General features: G+C 52.3%; 13 protein-coding genes. 7 read left to right on the top strand and 6 right to left on the bottom strand.

Annotated elements, in window-relative coordinates; all coding sequences use genetic code 11:
- Positions 1 to 268: 268 nt before the first annotated feature.
- Positions 269 to 664 carry a carnitine metabolism transcriptional regulator CaiF gene (caiF, locus tag M2374_RS10840; protein WP_096758355.1) on the top strand — a complete coding sequence of 132 codons (396 nt, stop codon included), beginning with the start codon at positions 269 to 271 and terminating at the stop codon, positions 662 to 664.
- A 76-nt stretch (positions 665 to 740) separates the two neighbouring features.
- On the opposite strand, the gene caiE is transcribed toward caiF, so the two are convergent.
- The 6 genes from caiE to caiT all read right to left on the bottom strand — a co-directional run bounded on the left by caiE (position 741) and on the right by caiT (position 7,858).
- On the bottom strand, positions 741 to 1,337 hold the full coding sequence (gene caiE / locus M2374_RS10835; protein ID WP_117342338.1) for a carnitine operon protein CaiE: 597 nt from the start codon (positions 1,335 to 1,337) through the stop codon (positions 741 to 743).
- A 93-nt stretch (positions 1,338 to 1,430) separates the two neighbouring features.
- Positions 1,431 to 2,216, bottom strand: a complete 786-nt coding sequence (gene caiD, locus M2374_RS10830) for a crotonobetainyl-CoA hydratase (RefSeq protein ID WP_115259493.1) — start codon at positions 2,214 to 2,216, stop codon at positions 1,431 to 1,433.
- Positions 2,217 to 2,269: 53 nt separating this feature from the next.
- Positions 2,270 to 3,823: a crotonobetaine/carnitine-CoA ligase gene (gene caiC, locus M2374_RS10825; protein ID WP_115259492.1), complete on the bottom strand. Its 1,554-nt coding sequence runs from the start codon at positions 3,821 to 3,823 to the stop codon at positions 2,270 to 2,272.
- Between the two features lie 63 nt (positions 3,824 to 3,886).
- Entirely contained in the window at positions 3,887 to 5,104 is a 1,218-nt protein-coding gene (gene caiB, locus M2374_RS10820) for an L-carnitine CoA-transferase (RefSeq protein WP_115259491.1), read from the bottom strand.
- 60 nt (positions 5,105 to 5,164) lie between these two features.
- Entirely contained in the window at positions 5,165 to 6,307 is a 1,143-nt protein-coding gene (caiA, locus tag M2374_RS10815) for a crotonobetainyl-CoA dehydrogenase (RefSeq protein ID WP_096758350.1), read from the bottom strand.
- Positions 6,308 to 6,340: 33 nt separating this feature from the next.
- Positions 6,341 to 7,858 (bottom strand): L-carnitine/gamma-butyrobetaine antiporter, encoded by a 1,518-nt coding sequence (gene caiT / locus M2374_RS10810; protein WP_096758349.1) that lies wholly within the window; start codon positions 7,856 to 7,858, stop codon positions 6,341 to 6,343.
- Between the two features lie 481 nt (positions 7,859 to 8,339).
- Here caiT and M2374_RS10805 point away from each other — a divergent pair, with 481 nt between their 5' ends.
- From M2374_RS10805 to M2374_RS10780, 6 genes are all read left to right on the top strand, one after another.
- Positions 8,340 to 9,110, top strand: coding sequence for an electron transfer flavoprotein FixA (locus tag M2374_RS10805; protein ID WP_153880715.1), 771 nt, complete (start codon positions 8,340 to 8,342; stop codon positions 9,108 to 9,110).
- Positions 9,111 to 9,125: 15 nt separating this feature from the next.
- A complete protein-coding gene (locus tag M2374_RS10800; RefSeq protein ID WP_115259489.1) occupies positions 9,126 to 10,067 on the top strand; it encodes an electron transfer flavoprotein subunit alpha/FixB family protein in 942 nt (313 codons plus the stop codon).
- A 50-nt stretch (positions 10,068 to 10,117) separates the two neighbouring features.
- On the top strand, positions 10,118 to 11,404 hold the full coding sequence (locus tag M2374_RS10795) for an FAD-dependent oxidoreductase (RefSeq protein ID WP_259154785.1): 1,287 nt from the start codon (positions 10,118 to 10,120) through the stop codon (positions 11,402 to 11,404).
- Positions 11,401 to 11,688 (top strand): ferredoxin-like protein FixX, encoded by a 288-nt coding sequence (gene fixX, locus M2374_RS10790; protein ID WP_096758345.1) that lies wholly within the window; start codon positions 11,401 to 11,403, stop codon positions 11,686 to 11,688. Before M2374_RS10795 ends, fixX begins: the two co-directional genes overlap by 4 nt.
- Positions 11,689 to 11,796: 108 nt before the next feature.
- Positions 11,797 to 13,140: an MFS transporter gene (locus M2374_RS10785; protein ID WP_117342332.1), complete on the top strand. Its 1,344-nt coding sequence runs from the start codon at positions 11,797 to 11,799 to the stop codon at positions 13,138 to 13,140.
- A gap of 90 nt (positions 13,141 to 13,230) precedes the next feature.
- On the top strand, positions 13,231 to 13,464 hold the full coding sequence (locus tag M2374_RS10780; protein WP_096758343.1) for a YgdI/YgdR family lipoprotein: 234 nt from the start codon (positions 13,231 to 13,233) through the stop codon (positions 13,462 to 13,464).
- The last annotated feature ends 69 nt before the right edge of the window (positions 13,465 to 13,533 follow it).

Here is a 13,533-nt window from a genome sequence, read left to right as displayed (position 1 = left end):
AATGACCCACCCGCTTCTGAGCGGGTCGGGTCTGCAATTAAATAAGAAACGGTTTCTGTAAAGAAACCGTTTTTTTTATCTATTAAGGTCATTACAGGCAAATAGCGCTGTGATAACCACATTTTCAATGTAATAAGCAAGATGTTGCTCACACTAATCAACATTCAAGTCGCATACTATCTCTCATATACACAATTTTAATAGGGCTTTGTTTTTATTTATCCAGACAGGCCGTAGCCAGATTTTTAATTTGTGAAATGGTGTGCTTATGTGTGAAGAATATGTTGAAAGACCGCTTTATTTGTTAATTGCCGATTGGATCAGGGCTGAAGATCGTTGGGTCACGGCAAAAGAAATCTCCCTCCATTTTAATATTGAACACTGCAAAGCAATTAATACGCTCTCCTATATTCTGTCTGAAGTGGGAGAAATTGTTTGTGAAGTTAAGATGATCCCTAACCAGATTGCAGGCCGGGGCTGTCAGTGCCAGCGTCTGGTGAAAGTCGTGAGTATTGATTCTCATCTCTACAGCAGATTGAATCACAATTTGCAGGATAAAAAAGTGAGCGTAGGGAAAATGCCGCGTATGTCGGCTGTACCGCCAACAGAGCTTAATCGCGAGCAGAAATGGCAGATGATGCTGTCAAAAAGTATGCGTCGCTAATTGTAAGTTTGCCTGATGGCGGCATAAACGGTAATTGACTCGTAGGCCGGATAAGCGTGAGCGCATCCGGCATCAATTACTGTGCTGATTTGGGCTTCACATCCGTCGTGCCTTTCAGACGCGGGCGGTTTTTATCAATCTGCGTTAACGGCTGTGTTTCGCGTAACCCTACCCGACAGCGAACCGCGAGATCCTGATACTCTTTGGTGTTCAGCCGCTTCCAGTGCAGCTCCTGGTCTGTCACCTCTCGCAGCACGCGGGCAGGTGAACCGACCAGCATTTGCCTTGCCTCGCCGGTAAATCCGGCTTTAACAAAGCTCATGGCGGCGACAATGCTCTCTTCGCCAATTGTTGCGCCGTCCATTATGACGCTGTTCATGCCAACCAGCGCGTCCCGGCCAATGACGCAGCCGTGCAGGATTGCACCATGTCCGATGTGTCCATTCTCATGCACGATGGTGTCGGTGTCACAGTAGCCGTGCATGATGCAACCATCCTGAAGATTCGAGCCTGCTTCAAGGATCAGGCGGCCATAGTCGCCGCGCAGCGAGGCAAGAGGACCGATATATACGCCAGCACCGACGATCACATCGCCAATCAGCACTGCGCTAGGATGGACATACGCCTGTGGGTGTACCACCGGGATCAGGCCTTCAAACGCATAATAACTCACGATATTCCTCAGTTGTTTTTGCCGGATAACGCGGCCTACGAGTGTGCATTTTTTGTAGGCCGGATAAGCAAAGCGCCATCCGGCCTCAGCACATTAACGACCTTTCCACACCGGATCGCGTTTTTCAGCAAATGCCTGCGGTCCTTCGAGCGCATCCTCAGAGTGCAGTACGGATGGGTAATGCTTCAGCACGCCGCTGCGGATGTAGCGGTAGCCTTCTTCTACCGGCATTTCGCTGGTCGCGCGGTAAATCTCTTTCAGCGCGGCGATGGCCAACGGGGCGCTATTCACCAGCTGCTGCGCCAGTTCGCGGGCGCTGTCCATCAGTTCAACCTGGCTGACGACGCGGTTCACAATCCCCCAGCGCAGTGCTTCTTCGGCGCTCATTCGTCTGCCGGTCATCACCATTTCGTTGACGATAGCAGGCGGCAGCAGCTTCGGCAGACGCAGCACGCCGCCGCTGTCTGGCACGATACCAAGCTTGGCTTCCGGTAGCGCAAAGCTGGCGTTTTCCGCACAGATGATAAAATCTGCCGCCAGCGCTAGCTCGAATCCGCCGCCGAAGGCATAGCCGTTTACTGCGGCGATGACCGGCTTGTCGAGATCAAATATTTCCGTTAAACCGGCAAAACCGCCGGGACCAAAATCGGCATCCGGCGCTTCACCTTCTGCTGCCGCTTTTAGGTCCCAGCCCGCAGAAAAGAATTTCTCGCCGCCGCCGGTGATAATCGCCACGCGCAATTCCGGGTCATCGCGGAAATGAAGAAAAGCCTCACCCATGGCAAAACTGGTTTTGGCGTCAATGGCATTCGCTTTGGGCCTGTCTAATGTAATTTCCAGAATCGGGCCGTTACGGGTCAGATGTAATGATTCACTCATAGCTCATCTCCAAAAAATAGATTTGCCGACAGGAGGCATTCCTGGCGGAGGATTTATTTCAGATTTTTTTTGATTATTTTTCCGGAACAATTACGCGGCAGGTCGGTTCTTATCTCCAAAAACGAGGGAACCTTAAACTTCGCCATATTGCCTTCGCAGAAACTGAAAAATTCCGCTTCGCTTAATGTTTCGCCCTCATTCAATACGATAAAGGCTTTAATCGCCTCATCGCGGATAGCGTCTTTAATACCGACAATGACAATGTCCTGAATTTTAGGGTGAGCAGCGATTATATTTTCCAGCTCGACGCAGGAAACATTTTCCCCACCGCGTTTAATCATGTTGCAGCGCCGGTCAACGAAATAGAAAAAGCCGTCTTCATCCCGGTAGCCGGAATCACCGGTATGCAACCAGCCGTCCGGCTCCAGCGCGTTGGCCGTGGCCTGTGGCTGTGCGTAGTACTCTTTAAATATCGTTTTACCCGGCACGCCTTTAATGCAGATTTCGCCAATCTCTCCGGCAGGTAACGGCTGATTATGATCGTCGCGGATTTCGGCTTCATAGCTAAAGCCCACGCGGCCAATGGAAGGCCAGCGCCGTTGGTCACCGGGGCGGTCACCAATAATACCGACGATGGTTTCCGTCATGCCGTAGGAGGTCAGCAGCCTAACGCCAAAGCGCGTGATAAAATCATCTTTTTCCTGCACCGATAAATTGAGGTAGAACATCACTTCGCGCAGCTTGTGCTGCCTGTCAGTCGGGCTTGCGGGCTGTACCATCAGGGTGCGGATCATCATCGGAATGCATTCCGTCACCGTCGCCTGATATTTACGTACCTGGTCCCAGAAGGCCCGGGCGCTGTATTTCTCTATCAGCACAAAGGTACTGCCTGCGGAAAAAGCCGCCATGGCTGCCGTACACTGGCAGTCAATATGGAAAGCGGGCATGACCGTCAGGTAGACGTCGTCATCGCGCAGGGCGCACTGCCAGGCGGAGTAGTAACCGGCAAAACGCAGGTTATAGTGGGTAATCACCACCCCTTTGGGACGCGAGGTGGTGCCTGAGGTAAACAGAATTTCTGCCGTGTCATCAGTGGATAACGGTGGTGTATAGCACAGCGTTGTCGGCTGCTGGTCCTTGAGCTGAGAAAAATGGCTCACGCCATCGTCAGCCGGAACCTGCTCTCCGATGAGACAAATGTGATTAAGCGGGGTGGTATTTTCCCGTTTTATCTGGCGGTACATTGGATAAAACTGAGCGCTGGTGACCAGCAGGCTGACCTGGCTGTTTTGCAGGATCCAGGCGCTTTCTTCCCCCAGCAAGCGGGCGTTAATCGGTACCATCACGGCGCCAATTTTTGCCAGCCCAAACCAGCAAAAAATGAACTCCGGGCAGTTGTCCAGATGTAATGCGACCTTATCGCCTTTGCGTATGCCCAATGAATGAAAAAGGTTCGCCGTACGGTTAATCTCTTCATTAAGCGAGGCATAGCTAAACTGCCGAACGTTTCCTTCGCAGGATTCGAAAATAAGTGCTGCTTTATCTCCGTACACCCCGGCCAGGTCGTCCCACATCTGACGTAAGTTTTGTCTGCCAACGATATCCATTTTACCTTATCCACTGAAATCAGGCGTGAGCGCTAACCCGCAAAGCCGGTCAGCGCATCGCGTTTAATCCTCAACCCTGGCCAGACCTTTGCCGACCAGCTCATTAATGTCTGCTTCGCTGTAACCGATATTTTTCAGAATGGCGGCGGTATCCATGCCGTGTGACGGCATGCCACGCCAGATTTTCCCTGGGTTATTTTTGAATTTCGGCATGATGTTGGGGCCTTTACAGGTGCGACCGTCCATCGTTTGCCACTGGGTAATGGATTCACGGGCTACGTACTGCGGGTTGTCTTCCAGTTCCGGGATCGTCAGTACTTTCGCGCAGGCGATATTCAGTTCGGCAAAGCGCGCCTGAACGTCTGCAATAGTGTGTTCTGCCAGCCAGGCATCCAGTTTCTCTTCGACTAACGGGCCGTACGGGCACTCAACACGATGGATGAGCTGTGTGCCTTCCGGAACTTCTGGCGTTCCGAGAATGTGCGCCAGACCAATATCCTTAAAGCATTCGTTGATTTGCGTAATGCCAACCAGCTCCATCACGATGTAGCCGTCGGCGCATTTATACAGGCCGCAACCGGCGTAGTAGGGGTCTTTACCTTTGGTCATGCGCGGGCAAACTTCACCGCCGTTGAAGTAATCCATCATGAAGTACTGGCCCATACGCAGCATGACTTCGTACATGGCAATATCGATACTTTCGCCTTTACCCGTTTCGCGCACTTTATACAGAGCAGCCAGGGCTGCCGTGGTGGCTGTCATGCCGGAGAAGTAATCGGCGGTGTACGGGAAGGCTGGCATCGGCTGGTCAACGTCACCGTTTTGAATCAGATAACCGCTGAACGCCTGGGCGATGGTATTGTACGCCGGGAGGTTGGTGTACTCATCGGTGCCATACTGGCCGAAGCCGGAGAGGTGAGCGATAACCAGCTTCGGGTTATGCTCCCATAAAACCTCATCGGTAATACCGCGGCGGGCAAAGGCCGGACCTTTACTGGCTTCAATGAAAATGTCGGTGGTTTCCATGAGCTTCAGAAACGCTTCCCGGCCTTCATCTTTGAAAATATTGAGTGACAGGGCGTGCAGGTTGCGGCGTGACAGCTGCGGGTAGTTGGGTTGCACGCGGATGGTATCGGCCCAGGCGACGTTTTCAATCCAGATAACCTCAGCGCCCCATTCGGCAAACATCTGTCCGGCGAACGGCCCGGCGATTTCGATCCCTGAAAAGACAACGCGTACGCCGGCAAGCGGCCCAAATGCAGGCATTGGTAAATGGTCCATAATGTAACTCCTGGCAGTTAGTTGTAGGCCGGATAGGCGAAGCGCCATCCGGCATCCCACTTAGCGGTATTGCTTGAGTACCGCACGACCCAACGTCAGGATCTGCATTTCATCAGAGCCACCGGAAACACGGTCAACACGCAGGTCACGCCAGAAGCGCGTGATGCGATGATTGCCCGCAATACCCACACCGCCGAGTACCTGCATGGAGGTGTCCACGACCTCAAACGCGGCGTTAGCGCAGAAGTATTTGCACATTGCTGCATCACCCGAGGTAATGGTGCCGTTATCTGCTTTCCACGCGGCTTCCAGCAGCATGTTTTTCATGGAGTTCAGTTTGATCGCCATATGCGCAAACTTCTCCTGAATGAGCTGGAAACGACCAATTGCTTCGCCAAACTGGACGCGTTGATTGGCGTAGCGCGCCGCATCTTCAAAGGCGCACATTGCTGTACCGTAGTTGGTCAGGGCGACGAGGAAACGTTCGTGGTCAAACTCTTCTTTCACGCGGTTAAAGCCATTACCTTCCCGACCGAACATGTCTTTTTCATCCAGTTCGACGTCATCAAAGGTAATTTCACAGCAACTGTCCATGCGCAGGCCGAGTTTCTCCAGCTTATTGACTTTGATACCGGCTTTCGTCATGTCAACAAACCACTCGGTGTAAATCGGTTTATCCGGCGATGCACCATCACGAGCCATCACCACGATATACGGGGTATAGGCGCTACTGGTGATAAAGCACTTACTGCCATTAAGATAAACCTTACCATCTTTGCGTGTATAAGTGGTTTTCAGACTGCCAACATCCGATCCAGCTCCCGGTTCTGTGATAGCGGAGTTCCACATCTGCTTACCGGTGCCCTGGAACGCCATGATTTTATCAATTTGTTCCTGGGTGCCTTCACGCAGGAAAGTGTTAAAACCTCCCGGCAATTGATACAGCACGTAAGTCGGTGCGCCAAGGCGACCTAATTCCATCCACACCGCGGCAACGGTGACGAAACCGGCTTCCAGACCGCCGTGTTCTTCCGGGATCAGCAGGCTGTCGATGCCCATATCCGCCAGCGCTTTTACAAAACGTTCTGGGTAGACGCTGTCACGATCGCACTCGGCAAAGTAAGCTTCCCAGTTCTCACTGGCCATCAGTTCACGAATACCTGCGACAAACAGTTCCTGCTCGTCATTCAAATTGAAATCCATCTTCAAGCCTCTTCAGTAATGGGTTAATTAAACTTACTTGTCTTTCCAGTGCACTTTGGCGTCTTTAATAAAGGACAGCGTGACCATAATGTTGACGAAGAACAGCGGGCATCCTCCGGCAATAATCGCCGTCTGGATGGGCTTCAGTCCGCCCAGCGCCAGCAGAACAATACCGATGACGCCGACCAGTACCGACCAGCCGATACGGATTAACAGCGGCGGTTCTTCACCGTCGCGAACTTCGCGGCAGGTGGACATCGCCAGGGTGTAAGAGCAGGCGTTAATCAGCGTGACGGTGGCAATAAAGCAGAGGATAAAGAATCCCCACATGGTGGCGGTGCTGAACGGCAATGCGGCCCAGGTTTCGATGATGGCGCGCGCCACGCCGTGTTGCTCAATCAGTTGTGGGATGTTGACAATATTTTTATCCATCAACAGCAGCGTGTTGCTGCCAAGGACCGTCCACAGGATCCAGGTGGAAGCAGTCAGACCCAGTACCATGCCGAAGCACAGTTCACGTACGGTACGGCCGCGAGAAATACGGGCGAGGAAGATGCTCATCTGGATGGCGTAAATCACCCACCATGCCCAGTAGAAGACAGTCCAGCCCTGCGGGAAGCCGCCTTTACCGATAGCGTCGGTATAGAACAGCATGCGCGGTAAATACATCATCAGCATGCCGACGGAGTCGGTGAAGTAGTTCATGATGAAGCTGGCACCGCTGACGATAAACACCCAGCCCAGCATCAGGAAACTCAGGTAGCTACGAATGTCGCTGGCGATCTTCACCCCTTTTTGCAGACCACAGGCCACGCAAATGGCGTTCAGAATGATCCAGCAGGTAATGATGATGGCGTCTAATTGCAGGGTATGCGGAATGCCGAACAGATACTGGATACACTCGGTCACCAGCGGTGTAGCCAGACCGAGGCTGGTCCCCATCGCGAAGATCAGCGCGACCAGATAGAAGTTATCGACGATGGTGCCGAATAACCCTTTAGCGTGTTTCTCGCCAACTAACGGTACCAGTGTGGAGCTGGGACGGATGACGTCCATCTTGCGCACAAAGAAGAAGTAGGCGAAGGCCACAGAAAGGAAGCTATAGGTTGCCCACGGCAGCGGCCCCCAGTGGAACAGGCTGTACGCCAGACCGAGTTCTTTCGCGCCGGTGGAGTTAGGCGCGAGAGCAAAGGGTGGGGTGGAGATATAGTAGTAAATCTCTATTGAACCCCAGAACAGCACGGCAGCCGATGTACAGGAGGCGAACATCATAAATATCCAGCTGGTGGTGCTAAACTCCGGTTTTTCATCACCTAATTTCTTTTTGGCATACGGGCCAAAGACCAACCAGAACCAGCCGAACAGCATGATCACCATGTACCATTCAAATGCCCAGCCCCAGACATTGGTGACGTAACTGAATACCGCATTAATAACCACATTCGCGGCATCAAGATCTCTTACTGTTAGCCAACAAAGTATTCCGACAATTATTAATGGCGGGAAAAAAACCTTTGGTTCTATTCCCGATTTCTTCTTTTCATTTTTCATAAGTGAATTCCAGTGTGAAAACGAAATTTATTTAGCGTTCCCGATCGTGCTGTTTTGTATATTTATTATTAATAATTTGTTGATAACTATTTAACCTCTGGGGCGCCTCTGTGAGTAACTCATAATGGGTATTCGTTAGCGGTGGTTCTGTTATGTGTGTCACACTTTTTTATGCTGGCTACTTTGTTGGATTTTTTGTTATTTATTGTTTTAAATCAGTATCTTGATGTTGATTTTTTAAGTTTTATAAGTCGTTGTCTTTCAATATTGTTGAACCAGCAAACAATATTGAAAACTTTCATGTTTGACAGGTGATTTTCAATATTGTTGAGATGCATAACACTATTGAAAGTTACGAATATGAATGTGTGACATTTTCAATATTGGTGATTAATGTTTTATTTCCGAATTAAAGAGCGTGATATCTGTATTTAACACAGCCGATATGAATAACGTTTCCTTCATGATTTCTGGAGATGCAATGAAGATAATTACTTGCTACAAATGCGTGCCTGACGAACAGGATATTGCGATTAATAATGCTGATGGTTCGCTGGATCTCAGCAAGGCTGATGCCAAAATCAGTCAGTACGACCTGAATGCGATTGAGGCTGCTTGCCAGTTAAAACAGCAGCTGGGAGAGGTTCAGGTTGTTGCACTGAGCGTGGGTGGCAAAGCGTTGACCAATGCTAAAGGGCGCAAAGATGTGCTTTCTCGCGGTCCGGATGAGCTGATCGTGGTGATTGACGATCAATTCGAACAGGCGCTGCCTCAGCAGACGGCGACAGCACTGGCTGCCGCGGCACAAAAATCCGGTTTTGATCTGATTATCTGCGGTGATGGATCTTCCGATCTTTATGCCCAGCAGGTCGGTCTGCTGGTGGGCGAAGCATTGAATATCCCGGCGATTAACGGTGTGAGCAAGATCCTCTCACTGGCGGATAACACCCTCACGGTAGAACGCGAGCTGGAAGATGAAATTGAAACTCTGAGCATCCCGCTGCCAGCGGTGATTGCGGTCTCTACCGACATCAATACCCCACAAATCCCTTCCATGAAAGCCATTCTTGGCGCGGCGAAAAAACCGGTTCAGGTCTGGTCGCCAGCGGATATTGCGCTAAATAGCGTGGATGTGTATTCCGCCCAACAGGTTGCTGCACCGAAGCAACGCGAGCGTCAGCGCGTTGTGATTGAAGGTGACGGTGAAGAACAGATTGCCGAGTTTGTCGAGAACCTGCGCAAAATCATTTAATTATCAGGGGATGTTATGAACAAGTTTTCCAGTGTCTGGGTATTCAGCGATACCCCTTCTCGTCTGCCGGAGCTGATGAAGGGTGCGCAGGCTTTAGGTGAGTCAATCAACACGTTCGTACTGAGCGAGGCTGACAGTGCGGCAGCAATCCAGCTGGGCGCCAACCATGTCTGGCTGCTCAGCGGTAAACCCGATGACCGTATGATCGAAGATTATGCGGATGTGATGGCCCAGACCATTCGTCAGCACAGTGAAGGTGGCGCGGTACTGCTGCCGAATACTCGTCGCGGCAAACTGCTGGCAGCAAAGCTGGGCTTTCGTTTGTCGGCTGCGGTGTCTAACGATGCCAGCTCGGTGACGTTGCAGGACGGCAATGTGGCGGTCAAACATATGGTGTATGGCGGTCTGGCAATGGGGGCGGAAACCATCGCCTCGCCATTTGCGGTGATCACGCTCAGCAGCGGAACGTTTGACGCGATGCAGCCAGAGGCATCCCGCATCGGTGAGAAGCATGAGGTGCAGTGGCAGGCTCCGGCCGTCGCGGTCACCCGTACCGCCACGCAAGCGCGCAAGAGCAACAGCGTCGATCTCGACAAAGCGCGACTGGTGGTCAGCGTGGGGCGCGGTATTGGCAGCAAAGAGAATATCTCGCTGGCGGAAGCGCTGTGCCAGGCCATGGGCGCTGAGCTGGCTTGCTCCCGTCCGGTGGCTGAAAACGAGAAGTGGATGGAGCACGAACGCTACGTTGGGATCTCCAACTTGATGCTCAAGCCCGACCTGTACCTGGCGGTGGGGATCTCCGGGCAGATCCAGCACATGGTTGGCGCGAACGGCGCACAGACGATTTTTGCCATCAACAAAGATAAGAATGCCCCAATTTTCCAGTACGCCGACTTTGGCATCGTTGGCGATGCGCTGAAGATCCTGCCTGCGCTGACGGCCGCATTAGCGCGCTAAACCATTCCGGGCAGAGTACGAAAGTACTCTGCCGCTGAGAGGAGTTGTATATGTCCGAAGATATCTTTGATGCCATCATCGTGGGTGCAGGGCTGGCCGGCTCGGTTGCGGCGCTGGTGCTCGCTCGTGAAGGTGCACAGGTGCTGGTTATCGAGCGCGGCAATTCTGCTGGCGCGAAGAATGTCACCGGTGGGCGCATGTATGCGCACAGCTTGGAGCGTATCATCCCCGGCTTTGCTGAGCATGCTCCCATTGAACGCATGATCACCCACGAAAAACTCGCCTTTATGACTGAAAAAGGGGCGATGACGATGGATTATTGCAACGGAGAAGAGGCGGCGGCGTCGCAGGTTTCTTATTCCGTATTGCGCAGTAAATTTGACGCCTGGCTGATGGAGCAGGCTGAAGAGGCGGGCGCCCAGCTGATTACCGGTATCCGCGTGGATAATGTCGTCCAGCGTGATGGCAAGGTCGTGGGTGTGGAGGCCGATGGCGATATTCTTGAAGCAAAAGTGGTGATCCTCGCTGACGGCGTGAATTCTCTTCTGGCAGAAAAGTTGGGTATGGCCAAGCGCGTTGACGCGGCACATGTGGCCGTTGGTGTGAAGGAGCTTATTGAATTGCCGAAATCGGTGATTGAAGACCGCTTTCATCTGCAGGGTAACGAAGGCGCAGCCTGTCTGTTTGCTGGGTCGCCAACTGACGGCCTGATGGGCGGTGGCTTCCTCTATACTAATGAAACCACTGTTTCTTTAGGGCTGGTATGCGGCCTTCATCACCTGAAGGACGCGAAAAAATCGGTCCCGCAAATGCTGGAAGATTTCAAACAGCACCCGGCCGTTGCCCCACTGATTGCTGGTGGCAAGCTGGTGGAATATGCCGCTCACGTAGTGCCGGAAGCCGGGATGAATATGCAGCCGGAACTGGTGGGCGACGGTGTACTGATTGCTGGTGATGCTGCCGGAATGTGTATGAACCTTGGCTTCACCATTCGCGGTATGGATTTGGCTATCTCGGCAGGCGAAGCGGCCGCTAAAACGGTACTTTCAGCCATGAAGCGTGACGACTTTAGCAAGCAAGCGCTTGCCGAATATCACCAGCATTTGGACGACGGCCCGATGCGCGATATGCGCATGTATCAGAAGCTGCCTGCGTTCCTCGATAATCCCCGCATGTTTACCGCCTATCCAGAAATGGTAGTGAATATCGCCCGCGACCTGTTTACCGTGGATGGTTCAGCGCCGGTCCTGATGCGTAAAACATTGCTGCGTCATGCGAAGAAAGTGGGCTTCATCAACCTGATGAAGGATGGCCTTAAAGGAGTGACCGTATTATGACTTCTCCCGTCAATGTAGACGTCAAACTGGGCGTCAATAAATTCAATGTCGATGAAGAAAGCCCGCACATCATTCTGAAAACTCAGCCCGATAAACAGGTGCTGGAGGTGCTGATCAAAGCCTGCCCGGCCGGCTTGTACAAAAAACAGGATGACGGCAGCGTGCGCTTTGATTACGCCGGTTGCCTGGAATGCGGCACTTGTCGAATTCTCGGACTCGATACGGCGCTGGAGAAATGGGAATACCCACGCGGCACCTTTGGTGTGGAGTTCCGCTACGGCTAAACCTGGTGCCGGATGGCGGCTTCGCCTTATCCGGCCTACAGGCACAGTACGTAGGCCTGATAAGCGCAGCGCCATCAGGCATTAAGTTAAATAAAACAGGACATCACCATGCAGCAGCCCAGGAACTTTGATGACATCAAATTCACCTCCATTCACCGGCGAATAATGCTGTGGGGAAGCGGTGGACCGTTTCTGGATGGCTATGTGCTGGTGATGATTGGCGTTGCGCTGGAGCAGCTCACGCCGGCATTGAAGCTGGATGCGGAGTGGATTGGTCTGTTAGGTGCCGGGACGCTGGCCGGGCTGTTTGTCGGCACGTCGCTGTTTGGCTACATCTCCGATAAAGTCGGGCGGCGCAAAATGTTCATCATCGATATCATCGCCATTGGCGTGATATCGGCGGCGACGATGTTTGTTTCTTCTCCCGTAGAGCTGCTGGTGATGCGGGTGTTGATCGGGGTGGTCATCGGCGCAGATTATCCGATAGCCACTTCCATGATCACCGAGTTCTCCAATACCCGACAGCGCGCCTTTTCCATCGGTTTTATCGCTGCCATGTGGTATGTCGGTGCGACCTGCGCCGATCTGGTCGGCTACTGGCTGTATGATGTCGAGGGGGGATGGCGCTGGATGTTGGGGAGTGCGGTGATCCCCTGTATATTGATCCTCATTGGTCGTTTCGATCTTCCCGAGTCACCGCGATGGCTACTGCGTAAAGGGCGGGTAAAAGAGTGTGACGCGATGATGATCAAGCTGTTCGGCGAGCCGGTGGTGTTCGACGAAGAAGCACCGCAGGAAACACGCTTTCTTCAGTTGTTTAATCGCCGCCATTTCCCGTTTGTCTTATTCGTCGCCGCCATCTGGACCTGCCAGGTGATCCCGATGTTCGCTATTTATACCTTTGGTCCACAGATTGTCGGATTGCTCGGCCTCGGCGTTGGGAAAAGCGCCGCACTGGGCAACGTGGTGATTAGCCTGTGCTTTATGCTGGGCTGTATTCCACCGATGTTCTGGCTCAATAGTGCTGGTCGTAGGCCGCTGTTAATCGGCAGCTTTATTATGATGACGCTGGCGCTGGCCGTGTTAGGGCTGATTCCTGATATGGGTGTCTGGCTGGTGGTGCTGGCGTTTGCCGTATATGCGTTTTTCTCGGGAGGACCGGGGAACCTTCAGTGGTTGTACCCCAACGAGCTGTTCCCCACCGATATTCGCGCGTCCGCCGTCGGAGTGATCATGTCGCTAAGCCGGGTAGGAACCATTGTGTCTACCTGGGCGCTGCCAGTATTCATCACCAAATACGGGATCAGCCATGTGATGCTGATGGGGGCCGGGATTTCGCTGATTGGCCTGCTGGTTTCCATTGCCTTTGCGCCAGAAACGCGGGGGCTGACGCTGGCTCAGACCAGCCAAATGACGATCCGCAGTAAGCCAGCGTCGAGAGTCAGCCATTAGGAGTGTTCTGTATTTTCCCTGTTACTCAGTTAGTTAGCCTAAACTTAAACGGTATATCACTGAAAATGACTGAAAAGCAGGGAGAACACCATGCAAAAACATATTCTGATCACCTCCATTTTTACCGCAGCAGCGCTGTTCACCGTCGTCGGTTGTTCCTCCAACCAGGCGGTTAAAACAACCGACGGTAAAACCATTGTCACCAACGGCAAGCCGCAGGTGGATGATGATACAGGCCTGGTGTCGTATGAAAATGCGGAAACCGGTAAAACGGAACAAATTAACCGCGATCAAGTGAAAGATATGAGCGAACTCGACAACTAATTCAGTTTTCTCCATTCAGCTACTCAATAATATTGACTTTTAGCCTGCTGATTAACTGACTAAACTCAC

It is taken from the genome of Citrobacter sp. JUb117, from assembly GCF_024809055.1.
GTDB lineage: Bacteria > Pseudomonadota > Gammaproteobacteria > Enterobacterales > Enterobacteriaceae > Citrobacter > Citrobacter gillenii.
The sequence above is the reverse complement of the archived record's forward strand: the minus strand, read 5'-3'. Positions and strand labels throughout refer to the sequence as shown.

Bases quoted from the DNA above. Each gene is read 5' to 3' on its own strand.
- caiF (WP_096758355.1), top strand. From the start codon at position 269: ATGTGTGAAGAATATGTTGAAAGACCGCTTTATTTGTTAATTGCCGAT.
- caiD (WP_115259493.1), bottom strand. From the start codon at position 2,216: ATGAGTGAATCATTACATCTGACCCGTAACGGCCCGATTCTGGAAATT.
- caiC (WP_115259492.1), bottom strand. From the start codon at position 3,823: ATGGATATCGTTGGCAGACAAAACTTACGTCAGATGTGGGACGACCTG.
- caiB (WP_115259491.1), bottom strand. From the start codon at position 5,104: ATGGACCATTTACCAATGCCTGCATTTGGGCCGCTTGCCGGCGTACGC.
- caiA (WP_096758350.1), bottom strand. From the start codon at position 6,307: ATGGATTTCAATTTGAATGACGAGCAGGAACTGTTTGTCGCAGGTATT.
- caiT (WP_096758349.1), bottom strand. From the start codon at position 7,858: ATGAAAAATGAAAAGAAGAAATCGGGAATAGAACCAAAGGTTTTTTTC.
- M2374_RS10805 (WP_153880715.1), top strand. From the start codon at position 8,340: ATGAAGATAATTACTTGCTACAAATGCGTGCCTGACGAACAGGATATT.
- M2374_RS10800 (WP_115259489.1), top strand. From the start codon at position 9,126: ATGAACAAGTTTTCCAGTGTCTGGGTATTCAGCGATACCCCTTCTCGT.
- M2374_RS10795 (WP_259154785.1), top strand. From the start codon at position 10,118: ATGTCCGAAGATATCTTTGATGCCATCATCGTGGGTGCAGGGCTGGCC.
- fixX (WP_096758345.1), top strand. From the start codon at position 11,401: ATGACTTCTCCCGTCAATGTAGACGTCAAACTGGGCGTCAATAAATTC.
- M2374_RS10785 (WP_117342332.1), top strand. From the start codon at position 11,797: ATGCAGCAGCCCAGGAACTTTGATGACATCAAATTCACCTCCATTCAC.
- M2374_RS10780 (WP_096758343.1), top strand. From the start codon at position 13,231: ATGCAAAAACATATTCTGATCACCTCCATTTTTACCGCAGCAGCGCTG.